At 51.4% G+C, this 24,156-nt stretch carries 20 protein-coding genes and 1 tRNA gene; 12 read left to right on the top strand and 9 right to left on the bottom strand.

What is annotated here, in order from left to right; all coding sequences use genetic code 11:
- Positions 1–6: 6 nt before the first annotated feature.
- From rbbA to R3E63_06550, 3 genes are read right to left on the bottom strand one after another with little or no spacing between them, the layout of a single operon-like run.
- Positions 7–2,760 carry a ribosome-associated ATPase/putative transporter RbbA gene (gene rbbA, locus R3E63_06540; GenBank protein ID MEZ5539597.1) on the bottom strand — a complete coding sequence of 918 codons (2,754 nt, stop codon included), beginning with the start codon at positions 2,758–2,760 and terminating at the stop codon, positions 7–9.
- Positions 2,761–2,769: 9 nt separating this feature from the next.
- Entirely contained in the window at positions 2,770–3,366 is a 597-nt protein-coding gene (locus R3E63_06545) for an HlyD family efflux transporter periplasmic adaptor subunit (GenBank protein MEZ5539598.1), read from the bottom strand.
- A complete protein-coding gene (locus R3E63_06550) occupies positions 3,279–3,821 on the bottom strand; it encodes a biotin/lipoyl-binding protein (GenBank protein ID MEZ5539599.1) in 543 nt (180 codons plus the stop codon). Before R3E63_06550 ends, R3E63_06545 begins: the two co-directional genes overlap by 88 nt.
- Before the next feature lie 66 nt (positions 3,822–3,887).
- Between R3E63_06550 and cofC the strand changes: the two genes are divergently transcribed.
- From cofC to R3E63_06565, 3 genes are all read left to right on the top strand, one after another.
- The gene (gene cofC / locus R3E63_06555) at positions 3,888–4,562 is read left to right on the top strand and encodes a 2-phospho-L-lactate guanylyltransferase (GenBank protein ID MEZ5539600.1); all 675 of its coding nucleotides are present in this window, start codon (positions 3,888–3,890) and stop codon (positions 4,560–4,562) included.
- Positions 4,563–4,580: 18 nt separating this feature from the next.
- Complete coding sequence (gene cofH / locus R3E63_06560; GenBank protein MEZ5539601.1) at positions 4,581–6,962, top strand: 5-amino-6-(D-ribitylamino)uracil--L-tyrosine 4-hydroxyphenyl transferase CofH; 2,382 nt, start codon at positions 4,581–4,583, stop codon at positions 6,960–6,962.
- A gap of 111 nt (positions 6,963–7,073) precedes the next feature.
- On the top strand, positions 7,074–9,152 hold the full coding sequence (locus tag R3E63_06565; GenBank protein MEZ5539602.1) for a TonB-dependent copper receptor: 2,079 nt from the start codon (positions 7,074–7,076) through the stop codon (positions 9,150–9,152).
- 12 nt (positions 9,153–9,164) lie between these two features.
- On the opposite strand, the gene R3E63_06570 is transcribed toward R3E63_06565, so the two are convergent.
- The gene (locus tag R3E63_06570; GenBank protein ID MEZ5539603.1) at positions 9,165–9,623 is read right to left on the bottom strand and encodes a MarR family winged helix-turn-helix transcriptional regulator; all 459 of its coding nucleotides are present in this window, start codon (positions 9,621–9,623) and stop codon (positions 9,165–9,167) included.
- 149 nt (positions 9,624–9,772) lie between these two features.
- Between R3E63_06570 and R3E63_06575 the strand changes: the two genes are divergently transcribed.
- Complete coding sequence (locus R3E63_06575; GenBank protein ID MEZ5539604.1) at positions 9,773–10,609, top strand: NAD(P)-dependent oxidoreductase; 837 nt, start codon at positions 9,773–9,775, stop codon at positions 10,607–10,609.
- An 18-nt stretch (positions 10,610–10,627) separates the two neighbouring features.
- On the opposite strand, the gene nfuA is transcribed toward R3E63_06575, so the two are convergent.
- Together nfuA and R3E63_06585 are read right to left on the bottom strand one after the other, a co-directional pair.
- Positions 10,628–11,209 (bottom strand): Fe-S biogenesis protein NfuA, encoded by a 582-nt coding sequence (gene nfuA, locus R3E63_06580; protein MEZ5539605.1) that lies wholly within the window; start codon positions 11,207–11,209, stop codon positions 10,628–10,630.
- Between the two features lie 107 nt (positions 11,210–11,316).
- Positions 11,317–12,558 (bottom strand): adenylate/guanylate cyclase domain-containing protein, encoded by a 1,242-nt coding sequence (locus tag R3E63_06585; protein MEZ5539606.1) that lies wholly within the window; start codon positions 12,556–12,558, stop codon positions 11,317–11,319.
- Positions 12,559–12,932: 374 nt separating this feature from the next.
- Here R3E63_06585 and R3E63_06590 point away from each other — a divergent pair, with 374 nt between their 5' ends.
- From R3E63_06590 to R3E63_06625, 8 genes are all read left to right on the top strand, one after another.
- The gene (locus R3E63_06590; protein MEZ5539607.1) at positions 12,933–14,129 is read left to right on the top strand and encodes an acyl-CoA dehydrogenase family protein; all 1,197 of its coding nucleotides are present in this window, start codon (positions 12,933–12,935) and stop codon (positions 14,127–14,129) included.
- A gap of 20 nt (positions 14,130–14,149) precedes the next feature.
- Positions 14,150–15,247 (top strand): acyl-CoA dehydrogenase family protein, encoded by a 1,098-nt coding sequence (locus R3E63_06595; GenBank protein MEZ5539608.1) that lies wholly within the window; start codon positions 14,150–14,152, stop codon positions 15,245–15,247.
- A gap of 49 nt (positions 15,248–15,296) precedes the next feature.
- On the top strand, positions 15,297–16,118 hold the full coding sequence (locus R3E63_06600; protein MEZ5539609.1) for a crotonase/enoyl-CoA hydratase family protein: 822 nt from the start codon (positions 15,297–15,299) through the stop codon (positions 16,116–16,118).
- Positions 16,119–16,210: 92 nt separating this feature from the next.
- Complete coding sequence (locus R3E63_06605) at positions 16,211–17,149, top strand: NAD-dependent epimerase/dehydratase family protein (protein ID MEZ5539610.1); 939 nt, start codon at positions 16,211–16,213, stop codon at positions 17,147–17,149.
- Complete coding sequence (locus R3E63_06610; GenBank protein MEZ5539611.1) at positions 17,146–17,913, top strand: enoyl-CoA hydratase-related protein; 768 nt, start codon at positions 17,146–17,148, stop codon at positions 17,911–17,913. Before R3E63_06605 ends, R3E63_06610 begins: the two co-directional genes overlap by 4 nt.
- A complete protein-coding gene (locus R3E63_06615; protein MEZ5539612.1) occupies positions 17,913–19,601 on the top strand; it encodes a hypothetical protein in 1,689 nt (562 codons plus the stop codon). The genes R3E63_06610 and R3E63_06615 overlap by 1 nt, the downstream gene beginning before the upstream one ends.
- Before the next feature lie 32 nt (positions 19,602–19,633).
- Positions 19,634–21,337: a DEAD/DEAH box helicase gene (locus R3E63_06620; protein ID MEZ5539613.1), complete on the top strand. Its 1,704-nt coding sequence runs from the start codon at positions 19,634–19,636 to the stop codon at positions 21,335–21,337.
- Positions 21,338–21,410: 73 nt separating this feature from the next.
- Positions 21,411–21,500, top strand: a tRNA-Ser gene (locus tag R3E63_06625).
- A gap of 158 nt (positions 21,501–21,658) precedes the next feature.
- Here the strand turns inward: R3E63_06625 and R3E63_06630 are convergent.
- The 3 genes from R3E63_06630 to R3E63_06640 form a co-directional block, all read right to left on the bottom strand.
- Positions 21,659–22,003: a hypothetical protein gene (locus tag R3E63_06630; GenBank protein MEZ5539614.1), complete on the bottom strand. Its 345-nt coding sequence runs from the start codon at positions 22,001–22,003 to the stop codon at positions 21,659–21,661.
- Positions 22,004–22,548: 545 nt separating this feature from the next.
- Positions 22,549–22,959 carry a hypothetical protein gene (locus R3E63_06635; protein MEZ5539615.1) on the bottom strand — a complete coding sequence of 137 codons (411 nt, stop codon included), beginning with the start codon at positions 22,957–22,959 and terminating at the stop codon, positions 22,549–22,551.
- Positions 22,960–22,961: 2 nt separating this feature from the next.
- Positions 22,962–24,156: YfjI family protein (locus R3E63_06640; GenBank protein ID MEZ5539616.1), on the bottom strand; the 1,195-nt coding region annotated here is incomplete at its 5' end.

The raw sequence follows: 24,156 nt of genomic DNA on the forward strand, positions 1-24,156 counted from the left end.
AGCTGGCTACGCCTCCTGCTTGCGCAACAACAGCGCACTGCCAATCGTGAACACAGAAAAATGCACCGCCATCACCGCGAAATTTTTCCATAAATCAGCAAAATACAGTCCTTTGGTAAATGTACCCACGGTGATATTGAGCAAATAGGTGGTGGAGAAAAACGTGCCGAACCAGTACGCGCCACCTTCCAGCGAGGCTACGGGTTTCAACATGCCAGAAAAATTGACCGAGGGAATCATCGAGATAATCAACGCCGCAAACAGCGCTGCAATTTGTGTGCGGGTAAAAGAAGAAATCAGTAACCCAAACGATGTTGCCACCCAGCTATAACAAATACCGGCAAACATCAGCACCGGCAAACTGCCCAGTAGTGGCACTTGAAACACAAAGCGCGTGAGCAACACTAAGCACAAGAAGTTAATCATCGCGATCACTACATACGGCACCTGTTTACCCCACAAAAATTCCAAACGCCGCGTGGGTGTGGCATAAAAATTGATGATAGAACCGAGCTCTTTTTCACGCACCACAGCCACAGCCATCAACATCATGGGAATCATCGTCACCAGCACTGCAATAATGGACGGCACGATGGCGTAAGCACTCAGCATTTCTTGGTTGTACTGAAAGCGCGTTTCCAAACGGTATGGCTCCTCCGGCATTTTTATACGACGCTCGCGTAATAATTGCTGCAAGTATTGCTGGTGTATGCCTTGAATATAACTGCGCGCACGCTCTGCCCGAAACGGGTAGCTGCCGTTGATTTGCACCGCAACAGAAGGCTCTTTTCCTGCATCCAAATCTTTTCCAAAACCGGAAGGAATTTCTAAAGCAAACAGCAACTCGCCGGATGCCAGTTTTTCTTGCAACTGTGCATAACTACTCAGCGCACCGTGCGAGAAAAAATAATCGCTGGCACTGAAGTGATCAATGTATTCACGGCTGGCCGGTGTGTGGTCTTGATCCAATACGGCGAATTCCAACTTATCGACATCAAAATTTATCCCCATACCCAACACCATCATCAAAAACAGCGGCGCGACAAAGGCAAACATCAAGCGAATGGGTTCACGCATAATTTCCAGTGTTTCACGTCGCGCATAGGCTTTGAGGCGCTGTAGGCTGAAATATTTATCACCACCTTCCGCTACCTGTGCCAACGATTTTTTTTCTACAGCAGACGTGATAGCTGCAAGATGTTTGCTGTCTACGGGGCGCGCCTGCTCTAACACCTGAATAAACGCATCTTCCAAGGTAGGCACTGAAAATTGCTGACGAATATTTTCTGGGCTGCCAGACGCCAGCACTTTGCCTGCATCCATCAGTGAAATACGGTCACAGCGATCAGCTTCATTCATGTAATGCGTAGTGATAAAAATTGTTACGCCTTGGTTGCGCGACAAATCAATCAACAACTCCCAAAAACTATCGCGCGCTACGGGGTCTACGCCAGAGGTTGGCTCGTCCAGAATCAACATTACCGGATTGTGAATCACCGCCACGGCCAACGATAAACGCTGACGTACGCCCAAAGGCAAGCTACCCGCAGGCTGCTGCGCGTAAACGGAGAGCTGCATATCGTGCAACAGCGTTTCACTGCGTGCGCGTATCTGTTCGCTGCTCATGGCAAAAATACGCCCGTGCAGCTCCAGGTTTTGTATCACGTTCAGTTCTTCATACAGCGAAAAGCTTTGTGACATATAACCGATGCGATGCCGCGTGCTGATTTCACCCACATCTACCTGTTTACCAAACAGCAACGCCTCGCCTGCTGTTGCTGGCAACAATCCCGTCAGCATTTTCATCGTGGTGGTTTTGCCACAACCATTGGAACCGAGAAACCCAAATATCTCACCTTGATGAATTTCAAAATTGACGTTATCGACTGCCGTAAAATCACCAAAACGACAACTCAAGTTGTGCGCACTGATGACGATGTTGTTTTGATGATCGTCTTTCAGCGGCGGCAATACCGGTTCGACATGCCCTTCTCTTTTTTCTGGCGGCAACAATTGAATAAATGCGGCATCCAGATTGCTCACGCCGGTTTGTTGCAACAAAGCAGCAGGAGAACCTTGCGCTAACACGCGACCGGCATCCATCATCGCCAGCCAATCAAAGCTGGAAGCTTCTTCCATGTACGCCGTTGCAACAATGATCGACATCGTCGGGCGCTGTGCGCGCAAATCATCCAAGAGCTGCCAAAATTGACGGCGTGATAAAGGGTCTACACCCGTTGTCGGTTCATCCAGAATCAACAAATCGGGTTCGTGGATTAACGAGCAGCACAAACTGAGTTTTTGTTTCATGCCGCCCGATAATTTTGCAGCGGGTCTCTCGGCAAAACGCGCCATGCCTGTCGCTTGCAACAAATGCGCGATGCGCTTTTCGCGCTCTGCACCTTTTTCACCAAACAAATCAGCAAAAAAACAAATGTTTTCCATCACTGATAAAGTGGGATAGAGATTTTTCCCCAAACCTTGCGGCATATAGGCAATGCGGCGACACATGCGTGAACGCGCGGCGGCGCTACGCACATCTTCATCCAACACAATAATGCCGCTGCCTTTCTGCACGCGGCGCGCACCGGCAATCAAACTAAGTAACGTGGATTTTCCGACACCATCAGGCCCGATGATGCCCGCCAGACAACCAGCGGGAATGGCGAGATCCACACCGTCCAGCGCGACTACCTTGCCATAGCGGTGCCGCACATGGGTGAGTGTGGCTATTGCAGAAGAAGCTGCCACCGTATTCATGGCAATGCCCTAGCGAGACGGTGCACTAGGCCAAGTGGCATCACTATCGACACGCAGCCAACCCAAGCCGGGCATGCCGCTCTTCAGCCAAGGATTTTGTGCCAGCACCGCCGGATCAACACCAATGCGCGTGCGAAATACCAAATTACTGCGCTCGCTGGCGGTTTCCACCGATTTCGGCGTGAACTCCGCTTCTGCCGCCACGAAGGTCACTGTGGCAGGCACCCATTCGTCCGGTTTGGCGTCCATCTGCAAGCGCGCTTCGTCACCCAAAGCCAATTTGCCTGCCACCTCAGCAGGCAAAAAGGCTGTCAAATAGACTTCGTTGTCGCTGACCAGAGTGACCAAGGGCGAGCCGGCAGCAATCATTTCACCCGCTTCCGCCAAACGATACAGGATGTAGCCAGAGAACGGCGCACGGATGCTGCTGTCCGCCAGATCTCCCAGCAAACGGTCGCGCCCCGCCTGCGCGACTTTGCCCGCCGAGCGCGCCGCTTCAACGCCTGCTTGTGCCGCCGCTACCGCTGAGCCGCAACTGGCAGCGCGCGTGCGCGAGCTGTCCAACTGATCTTGCGACACAAATTGTTGTTTACTGAGTGACTGCACGCGCCCAACTGCGAGCGTGCGTAACTGCACTCGGTTTGCGCTTGCACCATTTGTGCTTCCGCGAGGCGCACTTGATCGCCCGCTTGCGCGATAGCAGCATCGGCGCGGGCGATCTCCGCTTGCAGCGGCTTGCTATCCAACACCGCGAGTACTTGCCCTGCTGCCACGCGGTCGCCCTCTTTCACTTTCACTTCCGCCAGCAAGCCTGGAATGCGCGTCGCGACACGGCTTTGCGTCGCCTCCAATCTGCCGTTGGTGTGAAAAAATCCTTGTTCACTCTGTTGCTGCCATTGCTGCCACAACAGCACGCCGCCACCGACAAGCACCAGCACCACGATTCCAACACCCAACTTCGCTTTCATCACTGCACGTTTCCCATCAATTTCCTGCACAAACAGTACAGGAATTACTGCGACGAAACGATTAGCAATTCCGACCACACTCGCCGCATTCACTCGACAGCACCCGTAAAAGCCCGCAACATAGCCAGCTCATTCGCCATCGCGGTTTGCAGGCATTGCATGCAAGTCATCATCCCCGTCAAAGATCTTCGCAGTAGCAAGAGCCGTCTCGCGCACACGCTGCCTGTTGAAGCGCGCCAAAGTTTGATGGCGGCCTTGTTGTCCGATTTACTGCTCACGCTAAAACACAGCACCTTGGTGCAAGGTATAACGCTAGTGACGCGCTGCCCAGACGTTGCACAGTTGGCGGCGCAACAACACTGCGAAGTGCTGAATTTGGACGAGGATCGCTGCCTGAACAGCGGCATTGCCGCCGCCATTGCCACACTCACCGCGCGCGGCACAACACAAGCCCTTATTCTTCACGCTGATTTACCTCTCGCCACCAGTAGCGATATTGATGACATCATCCTCGCGCACCAAAACAACGCAGCCGCCATCACCTTGATTCCCGACAATGACAGCAACGGTACCAATGCCATGGTATTGACGCTGCCCACGACGATGCAGTTTTTCTACGGTCATCACAGCTACTCAGCGCACCGTGATTTTTGCCGCATGCAAGGCATCGACGAGCAAACTGTCTACAATACGCGCTTGGGCAGCGACATTGATTTATGGCAGGATTTTGCGCCACTGCTGTCAATGCGCACAGCGGGAACGCGCCCACAGCTTTCACTCTGGCTCGAACAATACGGCGAATTATTTGATTGGCCGCTCACTGCCACTCCCTGAATATTTTTAAGCCACCACATGAACACACCTGAAGACTTTTTATCACTGACAGATTGCGATGACACCGCAGCATTGATGGCGCAAGCGCGCCAATTGCGCGATGCCGGCTTCCACAATGTCATTTCATTTTCTAAAAAAGTTTTTATTCCGCTGACGCATTTGTGTCGTGATGTTTGCCACTACTGCACTTTTGCGCAGACGCCGAAAAAAATTGAAGCCGCCTACATGACGCGTGAGCAAGTGCTAGAGATTGCCCGCGCTGGTGCCACAGCTGGTTGCAAAGAAGCACTATTCACTTTGGGCGAAAAACCGGAGTTGCGTTACAACGCCGCGCGCAAAGCACTGGATGAAATGGGCTACGCCAGCACGGTCGATTATTTATTCGATATGGCAAAAGCCGTGTTCGAAGAAACCGGATTATTTCCGCACGTTAATCCAGGCACACTGACGGCGGAAGAAATGCAAAAACTGCGCAGCGTTTCACCATCTATGGGCATCATGCTGGAAAGTTTGTCGGCGCGTTTGTGCGAAAAAGGTATGCCGCACTACGGTTCACCTGACAAAGAACCCGCCGTGCGTCTTGCCACATTGGAAGAGGCAGGCAAACAACACATTCCGTTCACCACCGGCATTTTGATCGGTATTGGTGAAACGCGACGCGAGCGCATTGAATCCCTGCTCGCCATCAAAGCCCTGCATGCGCAGTACGGACATATCCAAGAAATTATCGTGCAAAACTTTCGCGCAAAACCCGACACAAAAATGGCACAAGCGCCAGAACCCGATCTAGAAGATTTGCTGTGGACGATAGCTATTGCGCGCATTATTTTTGGCAGCGAGATGGCGATACAAGCACCGCCGAATCTTTCGCCGGGAGTGCTGGAAAAATTGGTTGATGCAGGCATCAATGACTGGGGCGGTGTTTCGCCACTCACGCCCGATTTCGTTAACCCTGAAGCACCGTGGCCGCACCTGCAAGACCTCGCAGAGGCCACCGCCAACGCGGGAAAATATTTGCAAGAACGCCTGACGGTGTATCCCGCTTTTGTGCGCCACTGGCAGCAATGGACAGACAAGGTTTTTCACACGCCGCTGTTGCAACAAACAGACGGCGATGGCTTTCCGCGCATTGACCACTGGAAAACCGGCAGCAGTGAAACGCCACCCGCAGACATGCTGGCACAGATTCACACGCCTGTGCGCACACGCACTGCCTCTCAGGATGTGCGCGGCATTCTGGATGCAATTCAACAAGGCAATGCACCGAGTGAAGCAGACATTGTGCGTTTGTTTCGCGCACGCGGTGATGATGTGGGCGCAATTTGTCACGCTGCCGATGCACTGCGCCAACAACTAAACGGCGATGTGGTGACTTATGTTGTCAATCGCAACATCAACTACACCAATGTCTGCTATTTCAAATGCCAGTTCTGTGCCTTTTCCAAAGGCAAAACACACGAAAACTTGCGCGGCAAACCTTACGATATTTCTCTGGAAGAAATTCAGCGGCGCACGATCGAAGGTTGGCAACGCGGCGCAACCGAAGTGTGCATGCAAGGTGGCATTCATCCTGATTACGATGGCAATACCTATATCGAGATTCTCGATGCTGTAAAAGCTGTTCAACCCGATATGCACATCCATGCCTTTTCGCCGCTGGAAATCTGGCAAGGCGCAGCCACATTGCAATTGCCACTCACGGACTATCTGACAACATTAAAAACACATGGACTGGGTACGCTGCCTGGCACAGCCGCCGAAATTCTCGATGACGAAGTGCGCGCTACGCTGTGTCCAGACAAAATCAATACGGCGCAATGGTTTGAAGTCATGGAAGCCGCACACGCTGTCGGCTTGCGCTCGACGGCAACCATTATGTTTGGTCATATCGAACACTATAAACATTGGGCGCGACATTTTTTACGCGTGCTGATTTTGCAGAAAAAAACCGGCGGCTTTACCGAGTTTGTACCATTGCCATTTGTAGCAGAAGAAGCGCCGATGTATTTGCGCGGTCGCGCTCGTAAAGGCCCCACTTTTCGCGAAGTGATTTTGATGCACGCGATAGCGCGTTTGGTATTGTCGCCACACATTCACAATATTCAGGCATCGTGGGTAAAACTCGGTAATGAAGGTGTGATTGCCTGCCTCGCCGCTGGTGTTAATGATCTCGGCGGCACACTGATGAACGAAAGCATCACTCGCGCTGCCGGTGCCACACACGGACAGGAAAACTCACCTGAAAATCTCGACGCGATGATTAAAGCTGCGCAACGTCAACCACAACATCGCAGCACGCTGTACGGCGCAGTGGACGCAGCGCATATCCAACAATCTTATGGCGCGGAAGAATTACTGCCGCTGATTAACGACCTGGTAACACGCAGCAAAGTGGCGTAATTGGCTTAACTGTTTCGCACAATCCCGCTGCGACAATATGCCGCATTCTTTCCTCCGCTCCTCCCAACTAGAATCCGCGCCCGATACAGATCTGTCTGGAGAAAACAGTTCATGAAACGCGGATTAAATACACTGTCTTTGGCAATGGCCGCCGCCCTGTACGCAACGGCAACGGCACCGGTACTGGCCAATGAAGATGCAGGAGAAAGCCAAGACAACACGCGCTTAAAAACTGTTGTGGTTACTGCTGAAAAAACCAGCAAACCTCTGACCGTGGTGACAGACCCCAAAGCGCCACGTCAACCGCTACCCGCCCATGATGGTGCCGATTATCTGAAGGCAATCCCAGGGTTTAGCGTCATCCGTAAAGGCGGCACCGATGGTGACCCCGTTTTTCGCGGGATGGCCGGATCACGACTGAATATCCTACTGGATGGCGAAATGCTGTTCGGTGGTTGCGGCAGTCGCATGGACCCACCTACCGCGTACGTGTTCCCAGAAAGCTATGACAGCATCAGCATCATCAAAGGACCACAGACCGTACGCAATGGACCGGGCAACTCAGCCGGCACTATCCTGTTTGAGCGCCAGCTCCAACGCCTGCCAGAGACGAGCTTCAATGCTCACATCAGCACATTAGTAGGCAGTTTTGATCGCAACGATGAAATGGTCGACGTGCTGGCTGGCACGCCGGACTTCTATATACGCGGCACAGCTACCAACGCTCACCAAGGCGACTACCGCGATGGTGATGGTAAAAAAGTGCATTCTCAGTACCAGCGCTGGAGCGCCAATGCTGCCGCAGGTTGGACACCAGACGAGAACACCACACTGGAGTTGTCTATGGGGCACAGCGATGGCGAAGCTGCTTATGCCGACCGAGGTGTAGACGGCTCTCTGTTCAAACGCGACAACCTTGGCATCAAGTTGATAAAGGAAAATCTCACCGAGCGTTGGAAAAAACTGGAAGTGCAGGCGTATTACAACTATGTCGATCATGTAATGGACAACTACAGCCTTCGCACACCAACCGGCATGATGGCAACGCGCATGGCCATGAACCCTGACCGTGAAACGCTGGGCGCTCGTTTGGCGAATACCGTACTGCTCGGCGAGCGCACAGAACTGGTCTTCGGTAGCGATACGCAACAAAACCAGCACAGCAACCGCACGACCATGAACCAAGACATGATGCGTTTTCAGGACAAAGATCGCGTGGAAGATGCCAACGTTGAGCAAGTGGGTGTCTTTGGTGAGATAACGCATCATTACAACGACAAGCAACGCATCATCAGCGGCTTGCGCCACGACCACTGGCATGCCGAAGACAAGCGCCAAACCGTCATGTTGAACATGATGATGAGCGCACCGAACCCGACAGCCGGTGACGAACGCGTGGAAGAATTAACCAGCGGCTTCATGCGCTACGAACATGACATTGCGGATGACACTGCTTATGTCGGTCTAGGTCGCAGCGAACGTTTCCCCGATTACTGGGAACTGATTTCCAAGGAAACAGCGGATTCCGTCAGCGCCTTCAACGCAGACCCTGAGAAAACCACACAACTGGATCTCGGCTATCTGTTTGCTCGCGGGCAATGGACAGGCAGTGTGTCCGCGTTCTACAACCACATCGATGATTACCTGCTGATCCAGTCCGGTGTCGTAAAGCCGATGGGCATGATGGGAAGGCGCACCACCACCATCACCCGCAATATCGAGGCGCACAGTTGGGGCGGTGAGGCAGAGCTGGGTTATGCAATCAACGACAACTGGAGGGTGGATGCGAGCCTCGCCTATGTGCGTGGCGAAAATGACACCGATGACAAGTCGCTGGCGCAGTTGCCACCGCTCGAAGCCCGTTTCGGACTGCATTATGACGACGGTACTTGGTCTTATGGCGCTTTGTGGCGTGCAGTAGCAAAACAGACACACGTCAGCGTCAACCAAGGCAACATCGCAGGGCAGGATATTGGCAATACACGTGGCTTCGGCGTGCTCTCATTGAACGCAGGCTGGAAAGTCATGCCGAATTTACAACTGACAACCGGCATCGACAATCTTCTCGATAAAACTTACGCCGAACACATCAGCCGTCGTGGAGATATGGTCGCGGGTTTTGATCAACTGGATCGCGTGAACGAGCCGGGGCGCACAGTGTGGTTAAAAGCACAATTTGATTTTGACTAACAGAGGTATCGCCTAACGCCGCGCTCTATTTTCTACCAACTCGGCCGCAATCGCTTTGAGCTGCGCTAATTTTTCAGCGCCGATCAGTGCTTGATATTCGGCTTCCAGTTCATCGTAGGCGCACATGGAATCCTGTATTAGCTGTTTACCGCGCGCGGTGAGGGCAATTTTTTTTGCACGCCCATCTTCTGGGTCTTCTTGTTTGATGATGTACCCCTGCTTCTCGATTTCCGCCACGATCTGACTCATCGCCTGCTTGGTCAAACCATTGGCCTGCGCCAAATCGACGATGCGCGAGCCATCGCGAAAATCCAAATTGAGAAACACCGTATCCCAATTTAGCTTCAAACCTTTGTGCCCTTTCGCCGCACTTTTCGCCATCAAACCGCGACCCAAATCACGGCTGAGGAGCGCTAAATCACGCCCTAAATTGCTGTTGAGCGCGTGCGATTTGCCTGTCGCTTTGTTCATGCCTTCATCCCCTATACCGTCCACTCAGACGACCACTGCGATTGTCGCCCTAGATTAACCAAGCTCCACAACAATAGTAAAGCGCACTTGACCAAATTACTGTCGCTCGCTAGTGTTAGGCCTCTTTGAGTGCTATTGAGGGTTTTGCGATGACACAACGCGTTGGATTTATCGGCTTAGGCAACATCGGCAAACCCATGGCGGTGCATTTGGCGGGCAGCGAATTCCCCTGCGCGGTTTATGACATCAACCCCAAAGCCTGCGAAGAATTGGCGAAAGCAGGCGCCACAGTAGCAAGCAGCCCCGCGCAAGTTGCCGAAGGCGCGGATTACATCGGCATCTGCGTGCGCGACGACGCCGACACCTTTGCCGTAATGGAAGGCGAACAAGGTATTTTGCACACAGCAAAAAATGGTGCGGTGATTGCGATACACAGCACGGTAAAACTCGACACCATTCACAAACTCGCCGCGATTGCTGCGCAAAAAGGTGTGACGGTGATCGACGCACCCATCACCGGCGGCGCACACGGCGCGGCAGCTAAAAAATTGTGCTACATGGTCGGCGGCGCGGCAGAAATTGTTGCTGCGGTTGAAAAGTTCATGCTGACATCCGGCGAAAAAGTGATACACGCCGGTGAATTGGGTTGCGGCATGAAATTAAAACTGTGCAATAACTTGATGACTTATTTGGAATTGATGGCGGTGCATGAGGGTATGAAACTCGCCAAAGCATCCGGCTTGAGTTTGGATGTGTTGAAAGAAGTTACCACCGCCAACGGCGTGCTCACCCCATCTATGAAAATGTTTTACGACACCAAAAAAGGTTTCGATGAAAAAACTTTTGCAGAAATTATGGTGGGCTTCAAAGCGGTAGCCGTAAAAGATTTATCCAGCGCACTCGATTTTGCCGACTCACTAAATATCAGCCTCCCCGGCACCGGCACCTGCCGCGAAGTGATTAAGCAGGTGTATGGCGGCGGGTAAATTCGCAGTAAAAAAGTTTTAGTAATAAGACTGACTGCGATCGGTGTGATCCGTCACATCGCGCACGCCTTCTAACTGTGGCAATTTTTCAATCAGCGTGGTTTCAACGCCCTGCTTGAGTGTGACATCAACAGACGCGCAACCTTGGCAGCCGCCGCCAAATTTCAACACAGCGATGTTGCCGTCCATGTGATCCAAAGACACTTCACCACTGTGTGCAGCCAACTGCGGGTTGATGTCGTTGTACAGCACATAATTCACTTTATCTGCCAATGGGCTGTCATCGCTCACTTGCGGCATTTTTGCGTTCGGTGCTTTGATGGTGAGCTGCCCGCCCATACGATCCGGCGAGTAATCCACTTTGGCATCTTTCAGGTACGGGATACTGCGTCCATCGAAATAGCAGCGAAAATGTTTCATTTCGATAAATTCGTCGCCTTCTTTTTCTTCACCAGGGCGGCAGTAGGCGATACAAGTTTCCGCGCGTGAAGTGCCTGGATCATTCACAAACATACGCACGCTGATGCCAGGTGCGTTCTGTTTTTCTAACAGTCCAGCGAGATAATCTTGAGCGGATTCGGTGATATCAACTTCTGGCATGACGCTAACTCGATAGATAAGAGGAATTGCAGATCATTGTACGGCGATCATCTCGGCATGAATACGGACAAAATATCGGGATTTGAAGGAAAACAGCGGCGCTCAACTCACTTTTGCTGAGGGTCGTTTTTCAAACGCGTGGCGGCACTCAATAAAAACTTGAGCAGGCGATCACGGTCGTAATTCTTGACCTTGTCCAAATCCAAGTGCATAGAAAAACCTTCAGCGCGCTGCTCAAAGTAGGTCTGCTTCGCGCCAAGGTTTTTACGGAAGTCCACCACGGTATAAACGCGCACCGGCTGACTGAAACCTTTGACATTGATCGTGCCTTTTTCTTCGCACAACACGATGTCTTTAATCAGCGAATAAGTTTCGTGTGAGATCAAAATCTCGCCCGCAGGTGCAGCTGTTTCTAAACGGCTGGCGAGGTTTACTTCTGTGCCGAGCACGGTGTAATCCAAGCGTTGTTCTGTACCGAAGTTGCCCACGGTGCAATAACCTGTATTGATGCCCATGCGAATTTCTAACGGCGTTTCTATGCCCTTGCTGCCCCAATGTTTTTGCATGATGCGCATATGTTTTTTCATTTCGATCGCCATCGAAATACACGCCAAGCAATCGGTTTGCGCGCCGCGCGTGGTGGGATCACCAAAAAACACCATGATAGCATCACCGATAAACTTGTCGATGGTGCCGCCGTATTTATGAATGATCTGCGACATCTCGCTCAGATAATGGTTGAGCATGTCGGTCATTTGATCCGCTTCTAAGCTTTCCGACAGCTCGGTAAAACCTTTGATATCGGAAAAAAATACCGTCAGGCGTTTACGATTGGTTTCCAGTTTGACTTCACTGCCGGAATAAACCGAGCGCCAAATCTGCGGCGACACATAACGCGACAACTTCCATAGCTTCATGCGCATGCTTTGGTTGTCGTCTGCCGTTTGAACTATTTGCTGTTTTAAATCTGTCGTACGGCGAAAGGTCAGGAAAGACAGCAAGCCAAAATAAATAGTGACACCAATGACAGCGGGCAATCCTGCACTAACACTGCCCTGCCATTGCCACTGTTGTGTGTGAAACAGCAAACTAAACAGAAAACCAATAACGACAGCACCAACGGTTTGCAACCAATAACGCACACCGTTATTGATCAGGGATTGCGACTGCACCAAGGTAAAAAACATAAAAGAAGGTAGAAGATAAAAATCAATGACGCCGATTACCACCCCCACTAAAAAAGCATCGCAATAACCTGCGTAGAGCAGCACTTCTTCCATGTGCCTTTCTAAGTAGCGCGAGGCGAGAACATAAACAAGATGTGGATACGCCAGCCAAACAATGGCCAAAAAATGCTGTTGCGTGAAACTGCTCCAAGGCGAGCTGAGCAACAAAGTCCGACAGCAGCCAATGCCAACAGCAGTCGGAAGTAGTAGTCATTAAGAGGATTCAGCACATGCAAATCATCGTCTGCAACGGTGGGAGAACTCTGCTCGGCTAAGTGAGACATCGCTTCTTTATATTTATGATGGTCTGCGGTACTTGACTATCAGGGTAGCGGCTACGCCCACAGTTCGCAACCAGCCCTGTATTTACCTCAACATTTACCTCAACAACGCTTCATGCTCGGACTTGAGCTGCTAGAATCTCCGGCAATTTGCTGCGCTGCAGCCACCCTATTTCGCACTACGCAACTTTTTCTTTTCACAACCTAGAGGTCTCTATGCAACTGTCATTTACCCCCGATCAGGAAGCGCTGCGCCACCAGCTGCGCGACTACTTCAAAACGCTGATGACGCCCGAGCTGAAAGCCGAGCTGAATCAGGATTTCAAACACGAAGGCGGCGGCCCACTGTGGCGCGCAGCGATGAAAAAACTCGGCAGCGACGGCTGGATCGGTCTCGGCTGGGAAAAGGAATACGGCGGTCAGGCTAAATCCCCTATCGAGCAATACATTTTCTTCTCCGAAATCATGAAAGCGGGTTTCCCCTTTCCTTTCCTCACTTCCGAATCGGTTGGCCCTGCACTGGCACAATTCGGCAGCCCTGAATTAAAAGCACAAATCATCCCAAAAATTCTCGCTGGCGAAATTTGTATTTGTATCGGTTACTCCGAACCAGGTTCCGGCACCGACCTCGCTTCACTCAAAACGCGCGCTGTAAAAGACGGCGATGACCACTACATCATCAACGGTCAAAAAATGTGGACTTCACTCGCCGAGTTTTCTGACTATGTGTGGCTCGCTTGCCGCACAGGTGATGTCGAAGAAAAAGGCAAACACGGTTCGATTTCGATGTTTTTGATTCCAATGAATCATCCAGGCATTTCCATCACGCAAGTGAAAACGCTCGGCTCGGTGCGCACCAATGCCACTTATTATGAAAATGTGCGCGTGCCAAAAGAGTGGATGATCGGCAAAGAAAATCGCGGCTGGGGCGTGATCATGAGCCAGCTCAATCGCGAACGATTGGCACTGGTAACGCACGGTCCTATCGTCGGCATTTTTCGCAAAGTGTGTGAATACGCAGAAAAAACCAAACTCGCTAATGGTCAACGCTTGATCGATCAAGATTGGGTGAAAATGAAATTGGCAAAAGTGCGCGCTGGCGCTGAAGCCATCAAATTGATTTGCTACAAACAAGCGTGGTCGATTGCACAAGGTGGCCTCGATATGGCGGAAGCTTCTGCTGCCAAAGTGTACGGCTCGGAATACATGATCGAAGCCTGCCGCGATATGATGGAAATTCTCGGTCAATCATCTACTTTGCATTCACATTCAGAAGCCATCGTATTGGAAGGCGAACTGGAGCGTTTGTATCGCACGCTGTCAATTCTGACATTTGGTGGCGGCACGAACGAAATCCAACGCGACATCATTTCCATCTTTGGCCTCAACATGCCGCGCCCATTGCGCGCTTGATCGATAGGGAGCAAAAAATTATGAACTTTGGTTTAACTGACGAACAAAAAGATATTCAAAATTTGGCGAATGAAATTCTCGGCAATGAAGTCACCGCTGATGAATTGCATCAATACGATATGTGGGCAAAAGAGCGCTACAACAGCGCGCTGTGGGCGCAATTAGCGGATGCGGGATTGCTCGGCATTGCTGTGCCTGCGGATAACGGCGGCATGGGGTTTGGTTTTGCCGAATTGGCTTTATTTCTCGAAGAATGTGGTCGTGTATTGGCACCCGTTCCTGCTGTGCCTTCGCTGGTTTCCGCACTCGCTGTGCAAAAATTTGGCGATGCTGCCTTGCAAGCCTCGTTGGGTGGCGTTGCTTCAGGTGAAGTGGTTTTGACTGCCGCTTTTCACGAAGAACACAGCTACGACGCTTACGATGCACAAGTAGCAGCCAGCGGCGGCAAATTAAACGGCACAAAACTGTGCGTGCCTTACGCCAATATTGCCACGCGTATGTTGGTTGTTGCGAAAGAAGGCAATGATGTTGCGCTGTTTATTGTCGATCCCAAAGACAGCAGCATAAAACTCACCGCATTAAAAGCCACCACTTACGAGCCGCAATTTATTGTGCAATTTAACAACACGCCGGCTCAGAAATTGGGCGGTCGTGATGCCGTGGAATTTCTTGTTGATCACTACACCCTCGCTCTGTGCGCTTACCAAACGGGCGCATTAGAAAAAATGGTGCAGATGACAGCGGCGTACACTGCTGAGCGCGAACAATTCAATGTAAAAATTGCCACTTTCCAAGCAGTCGGCCACCGCGTTGCTAACTGCTACATGGATGCAAAATGTTTGAAGTTAGTCACGCTGCAAGCAATTGATCGCTTAGTCAACGGACACGATGCCAGCGCAGAAATTCACGCGGCAAAAATGTGGCTCGGTGATGCATCACATCGTACCAGCTACGCCACACAACATTTGCACGGCGGCATGGGCGTGGATCGCGATTATCCATTGTGGCGTTTTGCCTTGTGGGCCAAACAAAATGAATTGACGCTCGGCTCTAGCACGCAACATCAAGTTGCACTGGCTGAATTGATTGCTGCTGGTGATTACGACATCGATTGGTAAGCAGCAAAACTTTTTTAATTTTTATTATCTTTAAACTTGAGGAAATACCATGACAACTGAATTAGACATCAGCACCAAGAACTGCACCATAGAAAAAGACGGTCATGTTTTGATTGTCACCCTCAATCGCCCAGAAGCAAAAAATGCCCTGTCTTCACAAATGTTGGTGGGCATGTATCGCGCATGGCGTCTGCTGGATAGCGACCCTGAATTGCGCGTCGCGGTACTCACCGGCAAAGGCGACACTTTCTGCTCTGGCATGGATTTGAAGTCCGGCACTGACGGCGATGCCGACGCGGAACTGATCCAAAAAATGATGCAAGAAGTGCCAGATTTGCACTGGCAGGCGCTGCTGCGTCACAACCAACCGATGAAGCCGATTGTGATGGCTGTTGAAGGTTACGCTTTGGCTGGTGGCACAGAAATTTTGCAAGGCACGGATATTCGTGTCGCTGCAGAAGACGCAATTTTTGGTGTTACCGAGTGCAAACGCGGCCTGTTCCCACTTGGCGGCTCCACCATTCGTCTGCGTCGTCAAATTCCTTACGCGCTCGCGGCAGAAATTTTGTTGCTCGGTCGCCACATCACTGCGCAAGAAGCATTGAGCTGGGGTTTGATCAACCGCGTAGTAGCCAAAGGCACGGCATTGGAAGCGGGTTTGAAAATCGCGCATGAAATTGCGGATGAAAACGCGCCGATTGCTGTGCAAGCGATTTTGCGTTCACTGCGTGAAAACCAACAACATCTCAGCGAAAAAGAAGCGCTGGCGAACGAAGAACAACTCGGCTGGCCCGTGTTCGCTTCGGCTGACGCAAAAGAAGGCATGAAAGCGTTCAAAGAAAAACGCAAACCTGTTTTCACTGGCAAATAAAAGTAGCGCAACAGAAAAGGTCAGCACACACTGGCCTTTTCTACTTTCGCCACAAAAAATATAACAATATAAATAACAGGAAAGAAAAGCTAATGGATGCGACATCCTCAATCACTCATAACAAAATTGCCATCACAGGCGCAAGCGGTTTTGTCGGCCGCTATTTGGTGAGTGAATTATTGGCTGCTGACAAAGAAGTGGTCGCTGTGGTGCGCAATCCAGAAAAAGTACCGGAGTTGCAACGCAATGGCGTGGAATTGCGTATTGCTGATCTCGCCGATACTGAAGCGATGACGAAAGCATTTTTAGGTTGTGATGCAGTAATTGCCAATGCAGGACAAGTATCTTTTAACCGCGATTACGATGCCCTGATTCGTCAAAATTTAGAAGGCACCAAAAATACGCTGCAAGCGTGCAGAGATGCAGGCGTTGCGCGTGTAGTCTCAATGTCATCCGCCAGCGTTTATCAAAAAGTGTTTGGCGATCACGCGGTTGATGAAACGGCGCCGCTGCGCACCGCACAAGACAAACGCCATCGCTTTAGCATTTATTCCATTTCCAAAGCCATGGCAGAACAAGAAGCGTGGCAATTGGCGCAAGAATGGTCATTGCAGCTCACCACGCTGCGCCCTTATGTCATTTTTGGTGCGTTTGATCAAAACTCTTTTTCATATTGGTTTGATTGGCTGTTGCGCTGGCCAGTCGTCACGCCCTACCCGTTTGGTCTCAATTTGCCGATGGTGTATGCCGGTGATTTAGCCCGCGCTGCGATATTGGCAACGGATAATCGCAATGCAATTGGCGAAGCATTTAATATCGGCGGCGATAACATAGATTTCTGGCAATTTTATGACGCGTGGATTGCCGCTAACGGACCGCATCCATTTTTTCGTTTGCCATTACCTGTACCGTTCAAACGCTTGTTGGATGACAACAAAATTCGCCGCATAACAGGCTGGCAAACGCGACCACTCCACGAAACGCTGCGCGAAACCATTTTGGCGCAACTACACAACGGACATTTTTCATGAGCAGCAGCAACTCGCAGTACATCATTAGCGACATTCACCAACGCGTTTGCACTATCTCGTTTAATCGCCCGGAGAAAAAAAATGCGTTCCACCGCGATGCGTGGCTGCTACTGCGCGACACCATCAACGAAGTTAAAAACAATGATGCCGTTTCTGCCATTGTTTTTACCGGCGCCGGCAAAGATTTTTCTTCTGGTGTGGATTTATCCGATTTAACAGGCGCACCTGACGAGCAACCACCGTTTGAACAAATGATGGACGCACTGATGCAGCTCGATAAACCTTTACTCGCCGCTGCCAAGGGTGCTGCTATTGGTTTTGGTGCTACCGTGTTGATGCACTGTGATGTGGTGTATGTCGGTGAATCCTTAAAATTGCGCTTTCCTTTCGTCAATCTCGGTCTCGTACCTGAAGCCGCGTGCAGCTACACACTGGCACGCAATATCGGCTATCAACAAGCGGCTGAACTGTTATTTACTGCTGAATGGGTCAACGCAGAAAAAGCCGTACAAACCGGTATTGCCCGCGCAGCGTTTGCCGATGATGTGCTACTCGCCAAAACGCAAGAAAAAGCCGCAGAGATAGCACAATGGCCGCGCGATTCTTTACGCGAAACCAAACGCTTATTGATGCACGCACACCAAGCGCATATTCAAAAAACACGCGAATTGGAATTGGCAGCGATGATGCGACTGGTAGGCACACCTAACAACATCGAAGCCATTACCGCGTTTTTAGAAAAGCGCGCACCGCGATTTATTTGATGCATTGCTCTGACAATTTGCTCCACTCACGCCGCTGGTATGTGCTCGCCGCTGCCAGCGTACTGAGTTATCTCTTTCTCGCCTGCTGGCTTACGGATAGCACACCCAAGTTTGATGATCTCAACGATGTCTTTGGTTTTTTCAAACAACTTGCGCTAGCACAAACACCACTACAAAAAATTGGGGCGTTTTTTTATCCCAATAACGAGCATGTCACCGCATTCAGTCATCTGATTTATTTTTTGCAATATCAACTATTGGGTGAAGTGTGTTTTTATGGCCTGACGATCATCGGGCATCTCATCATCATCGCCACCGCCTATTTGTTGGGCTGTGCCATTAACAGCCCTCGTCGTCCTTTTTATTTTGCTGTCACGCTGCTGGGTTATCTCAATTTGTACTATTGGGACAGTTCCTTCAAAGCCATGACGGCAATCTCTAATCAAGTCGTCATTCTTTTTGCACTCGCTACTTTTTTTGCACTGCTGCGCGTTAAAAATTTTGCACTCGCCATAGCCTTTGCTGTACTCGCCACTTTTTCACAAGGTAACGGCGTGTTGGCGTGGTTAGTCGGTGCGTTATTTTTATTTTTTGATACACAACAGCCGCATCGTTTTTTGCGTTTAACCATTTGGCTGCTAGCTGCTATTGGCTCCATTGCTATTTTTACTATCGCGCAGCGCGTTTTAGGGCAACCATCGCCACTCACGCTTTCGTATATCGCCCAGCATTGGCAACCGCATTATTTTTGGCAAATCATTGCTGCTGCTCTCGCTTTTCTGGGCAGCACAATTTTTTCTACTGCACACACAACTATCGCTACCGTTCTAGGTTTCATCGTGCTGCTGGCGAGCACTCGCTGGCTGTGGCGTGACAGACAACGCGATCCACTTATCACGGCTATTTTGCTATTCCTTTTGCTTTCCACACTCACCGCCAGTATGACGCGCGGTTTCGTCGCCGGTGCAGAGGGAACGCTGGAATCACGCTACAAAATGTATTCGCTGGCGATGACACTGCTGCTGGGCTGCGCCTGTATTGAGTATTGGCTGCCCGTGCGCTGGCGGCTGCGTACCGCGATACTGTTGTTGCTCACTGCACTGAGCTTCCAGCTCACAGCCCTACGCATGATTCCTGCCATTCAATCGCAAGCCCAACGCTTCCAAGCCACCTACCCTGTTTGGCTGGAAGATGGTGACTTCCGCCGCCAAGCCATTTACTTCCCGCCAATGAGTGATCACTTCTTGTTTGTGGCGCAGTATTTGGGCGTGATCGACCTCATGCAATTCGTTCCACAGGAGGCTATACTGCGCCGCCTGCCAGCGGCACCGGAGCGCAAATGCCCTCCAGCATCAGCCCTCGCAGCACCTTGCTCCATGACTATCCGACACCGAGGCAATGCCATTGCCGTTGTAGTCCGTGCCGATAGCACACTGCCTGCCCTTCCGGCGACCGTCACTTTGTGTGACACGCAGACAGATGCAGTCATGGAATTTGCCATTCCGGAAACACCCACTGCACAGCAGACGTGGCTGATTCCTGAAGCGGAAATACCCGCCGGACAGTACCGCGTGTTGATCCAGCCTACCCATCAGGCTGCTTGTGAAACCGTTTTGACTAAAAAACCGCGCAAGGTCGAGACCGAGATGCGCACGCTGTTCAAAGATACGCCTATTCATTCAGGCTGAATTGACAGACGAAAAACTGACATTGGAGTTTTATGGCATTTTCCTCGCTAGGCTTGGCAGATTCGCTCGTGCAAGCGGTTAACGACCGCGGCTACACCCAACCCACCCCCATTCAAGTGCAGGCCATTCCCGCCGTACTCACCGGCAAAGACCTGCTCGCTGGCGCACAAACCGGCACCGGCAAAACAGCGGCTTTCACGCTGCCTATTCTGCAATTGCTTTCCACCAAGCCCGCCTCGAAAAAGCGCACCGCGCAAAGCGTACGGGCGCTGATCCTCACGCCCACGCGCGAGCTAGCCGCCCAAGTGCAAGACAATGTGCGTCACTACGGCGCCAACCTGCCGCTGAAATCCATGGTGATGTTCGGCGGTGTGAGCATCAACCCGCAGATCGAGCAGTTGGTCGATATCGACATCCTCGTCGCCACCCCCGGCCGTCTGCTCGACCACGCACAACAAGGCACGCTGGATCTATCCCAAGTGGAGATTCTGGTGCTCGACGAAGCGGACCGTATGTTGGACATGGGCTTCATCCACGACATCCGCCGCGTCTTAAAGTTACTTCCAGAAAAACGCCAGAACTTATTGTTTTCAGCGACTTTTTCTGACGAAATCAAAGCGCTAGCGGAAGGCTTGTTGCACGAGCCGGTGTCGATTGAAGCCGCGCGCCGCAACGCCGCCGCCGACACCGTGGCGCAAAGCGTCTATCTCGTCGATCGCGAGCGCAAACGCGAGCTGCTCATTAAACTGATACAAGACAACAACTGGCACCAAGTGTTGATCTTCGCCCGCACCAAACACGGCGCTAACCGCTTGGCGGAGCAGTTGGATAAAACAGGCATCAGCGCGATGGCGATCCACGGCAACAAGAGCCAAGGCGCACGCACCAAAGCCTTGGCGGATTTCAAAGCGGGCAAGCTGCAAGTATTGGTGGCGACCGATATCGCCGCGCGCGGTATCGACATCAACGAGCTGCCGCATGTCATCAACTACGAGTTGCCGCATGTGCCGGAAGATTATGTGCACCGCATCGGCCGTACCGGTCGCGCCGGCGCCGAAGGCGAAGCGGTTTCGCTGGTGTGCATCGACGAACACAAGCTGCTGATCGGCATCGAACGCCTGTTGAAGCGCGATCTGGAAAAGAAAATTCTCCCCGGCTTTGAGCTGGATCCTACGCTGCGCCCCGAACCGATTCCCAACGGTCGCCAACACAACGGCCAGCAGCGCAGCAGAAACCATCAACAACGCAACGATCAGCGCCCACCGCGCAACAACCATCACAACAACAATCACAACAACAACGCGCAAGACGGTCAACGGCAAAATCGTCCGCCGCGCCCACCGCGTGATGGTGCGCCACAAGGGCAAAATCGTCAGCAACGCGATGGACAGCCGCGTCAACAGCGCCCTTACGGTCAGCAAGGACAACAGCAACGCCGTCGCACAGGCGATGAGCAGCCATTGACCAACGAAAACCGCAACCCGTTTGAAGGCATGAAAGCCGCGCGCCCGTATCGCCCCAAACGCCCCGCACAACCAGGGCAAGGCGCATCCGGCAGCGGCTACTACAGCGGCGGTCAAAATCGTAGCGGCAGCAATAATGGCGGACGCAGCAATGGCTCACGCAGCGGTGGCGGTTACGGCAATCAAGGTGGTGGCAACCGCGGTAACAACTATCGTGGCGGTTCGCACAACAGCAATCGCGGCAACAACAACGATAACTTTGGTAATCGCTAAAGCTGCATAAAGTGTTTGGAAAAACTGAACGCCATCGCTACAATGCGCGCCTTGCTTTTATCGCAGCAAATCCGGAGGGGTGGCAGAGCGGTTGAATGCACCGGTCTTGAAAACCGGCGAAGGTGAAAGCCTTCCGTGGGTTCAAATCCCACCTCCTCCGCCATTTATTTTTTTAACGCGTTGATTTATATACACTTTTTAGCATTGCGTTAAAGCCATCAGGCCACTTATCAGGCCACTTGGCTACAGAAACTCCAAATCCCACTCACAAAAAAACCCGCACTAGGCGGGCTTCAAGTGTAAATGTTGACACCGACAAGCTCAGTGCGCCGGCGCAAAACTCGCCAGCTCTTCAAGCCACAACTCCACTTTGGCGGGGTCAATATCCTTCTTCTTACTCTCCCGTGGGCTAGGGTCTACGCCAGCCAGCTTGTATGCGGGTCGCAAGGTCAGCCCGTGCTTATCACACCATGCCACCAATACCGCGTGCCATGTATCCACTGCCACCGCCGTGGCGTCTATGCGCTCCCATGTTTTGGGTTGCTCTCCGTCAGTGCGGTAGGTTTCCAGTAGTGCCGCCGTGTGCATAAACAATTTACGCCAATACTCAGTGCCCAAACTGGCCACGCTAATCCAGTAAGTATTCCACTCGGATATAGTCACCATCTAAACATCGGTAATGCTTTCGCTCCACCGCGCCGCGTACTCGATCAATTTCAAGCTGGTTTTTGCTCTGCCGCGTGAACGAATGTCAGCCGCGCTAATTGCTTCGCCGTTAAGCCGTCATAAAGTTTTGCTGTGCGAGTCTCTTTCATTGTTGCGCCCTCTGTGTGCGTTCCAGTGCTTCTAATCGTTTCTCCAAATCCTGAACCTCTGCCACTCTCGACAACACGCCTACCGCCTGCACGAGCTGGCTGGCAATGTCGGTGCAAGCTCACCTTTCAGCCGCCGCAAATCGCCGCCGTAGCGCGTTCTAGTAGCGTTTCAGCTTCACCCATCGCCGGTAAGGTAATCGCCTCTGAGCTTTAATGTCAGCATACACGATCTAACAACACCTTCGCCGCTTGAATGTCGCCCTCTTTCGCTGCCGTGATTAACGCTTCCACGATTGCGCCGGCGTTATCGGTGATGGCTTTTCTCAACTCGCCAGCAATACCACTTCCTTGTGGTCTGCCGTTTGGTTCCTGATCTGCCTTTCTGGAATTGCGTTTTCATGCCTGATAACTCCCTGTTAAATCAGAGGATGCCCACTCACTGCACCGCCTTTCTGATCTTGCCCATAGCGGGGTGGGTTGGTGTTCAGCTTGCCCCACTAAACAATCACCAACGCCAAGGCCTGAACCAATTTTGTCTTTAGCAAAATGGCTACAGTCACAACACATCACCCGCTGAATAGCAGTAGCAGAAATAGCAGGAATAGCAGTAGCAACAAGTGAACTTGTTTTTCGCGTTATTGCTTGCGTATTTTTTTCCAGTTTTTCACTGCTAGGGTTTGCTATTGCTACAGTTGCTATTCTTGCTACAGTTGCCGCCTCCTTTGGGGGTTGTGTAGCAGAAATAGCAGGAATAGCAGTAGCAACATTCTCTAGCCGTTTTTTGTGAAGTAGTGCAGATAGCAACATGACTACACCCTCACCAAAGCGGGGTGAAGGTGAATCATGGCGCACCTACCTTCTTTAAATACCCTCACTCGATCCAATTCAGCCAGATACTTGATAGCGTTATCTAGTCGGGTTTTATCCCTGATCTTTCCGTACTGCCTTACATAATTTTTATTCACGGATTCCGTTCTATTTTGTAGGCAATGCTCAAATAGCCACGCATCAAGATTCACCGCATCTTGCAATTCATCAGGCAAAGCCAGCTCACCCAAAAAGCGCCGTGATTCTGATAAATGCCATGTAGCAATCCTGCTTGCACGATCAAAATTATCTGCACTAATTGGCGCTACACCGCTTTCAAATATCTGAAACAATGCCGCTAACCGTGCCGCGTTATCCGCCGTCTTTCCGGCTACATCACGCACATCATGCAGCACGCCACCTTTGCTTAGCTCCCGCTCGATTGCATCGTGATAAGCCACCCAATCGGTTTTTGCTTCTGGCGTTAGCTCTAGCGTTTCTGGCAACAATCCGCCTGCTTCTGTGAATACCATTGGCAAGTTCAGTATCTCAGTGATGCGTTGATTGTGTGCCTCTAGGTGCGGCCAGTCTTTGGGTGCTTCTGTGAATAATCGATAACCTTGGGTCGATTCAGGCCACGCAACAAGGAAGCGCGCAAGAAAACCTGTACCGCGTGCCAGTGCGCCAGATTTCGCAAAAAACTCCCGCAGAGTAGGTTCTTGCACCATCAGCCCAATGGTTAGCCGAGCATCTTTCACTTCAAAAGATTCCGTTGACCGCCTGCCAACTGAAAGTGTGCCGCCTTCCCATAGCATATTTAGCAGCGCCAGATTTCTCATTGCAGAATCTTTGCCCATGCCATGCGAACCAAACACTACTCCCGCTTCATTGGATAACACGCCAGCCGTTGGATATTTTTTGGCTAAACTCCACGCCAAACTTTCTGGCGTTTCATCACCCAGTAGTAGCTTGGGTATTTGTGGTGGTATTGGTTTTTCGCGTTCAAGCTGGATTAAATCCTCTTTAAGCTCTGCTACATTTTTCTTGGGTACGGTTTTTTTGCCTTCCCTTGTGGCGGCTTTAATATCTGCCAAAATTGCTTCCCGTTGCACCGTCCAAGCATCAAACTCTGCTTGGTAGATTTCCACTTCTGGCGCTAATAGCCGTTCTTGCTCGTTTTGCCATTCGCGTATGGGT

Source organism: Pseudomonadales bacterium (assembly GCA_041395665.1).
GTDB lineage: Bacteria > Pseudomonadota > Gammaproteobacteria > Pseudomonadales > UBA7239 > UBA7239.

Coding starts and splice junctions, on each gene's coding strand:
- R3E63_06610 (MEZ5539611.1), top strand. CDS start 17,146: ATGAGCAGCAGCAACTCGCAGTACATCATTAGCGACATTCACCAACGC.
- R3E63_06635 (MEZ5539615.1), bottom strand. CDS start 22,959: ATGTTGCTATCTGCACTACTTCACAAAAAACGGCTAGAGAATGTTGCT.
- R3E63_06575 (MEZ5539604.1), top strand. CDS start 9,773: ATGACACAACGCGTTGGATTTATCGGCTTAGGCAACATCGGCAAACCC.
- R3E63_06600 (MEZ5539609.1), top strand. CDS start 15,297: ATGACAACTGAATTAGACATCAGCACCAAGAACTGCACCATAGAAAAA.
- R3E63_06620 (MEZ5539613.1), top strand. CDS start 19,634: ATGGCATTTTCCTCGCTAGGCTTGGCAGATTCGCTCGTGCAAGCGGTT.
- R3E63_06605 (MEZ5539610.1), top strand. CDS start 16,211: ATGGATGCGACATCCTCAATCACTCATAACAAAATTGCCATCACAGGC.
- R3E63_06590 (MEZ5539607.1), top strand. CDS start 12,933: ATGCAACTGTCATTTACCCCCGATCAGGAAGCGCTGCGCCACCAGCTG.
- R3E63_06615 (MEZ5539612.1), top strand. CDS start 17,913: ATGCATTGCTCTGACAATTTGCTCCACTCACGCCGCTGGTATGTGCTC.
- cofC (MEZ5539600.1), top strand. CDS start 3,888: ATGCAAGTCATCATCCCCGTCAAAGATCTTCGCAGTAGCAAGAGCCGT.
- R3E63_06570 (MEZ5539603.1), bottom strand. CDS start 9,623: ATGAACAAAGCGACAGGCAAATCGCACGCGCTCAACAGCAATTTAGGG.
- cofH (MEZ5539601.1), top strand. CDS start 4,581: ATGAACACACCTGAAGACTTTTTATCACTGACAGATTGCGATGACACC.
- rbbA (MEZ5539597.1), bottom strand. CDS start 2,760: ATGAATACGGTGGCAGCTTCTTCTGCAATAGCCACACTCACCCATGTG.
- R3E63_06630 (MEZ5539614.1), bottom strand. CDS start 22,003: ATGGTGACTATATCCGAGTGGAATACTTACTGGATTAGCGTGGCCAGT.
- R3E63_06595 (MEZ5539608.1), top strand. CDS start 14,150: ATGAACTTTGGTTTAACTGACGAACAAAAAGATATTCAAAATTTGGCG.
- nfuA (MEZ5539605.1), bottom strand. CDS start 11,209: ATGCCAGAAGTTGATATCACCGAATCCGCTCAAGATTATCTCGCTGGA.
- R3E63_06565 (MEZ5539602.1), top strand. CDS start 7,074: ATGAAACGCGGATTAAATACACTGTCTTTGGCAATGGCCGCCGCCCTG.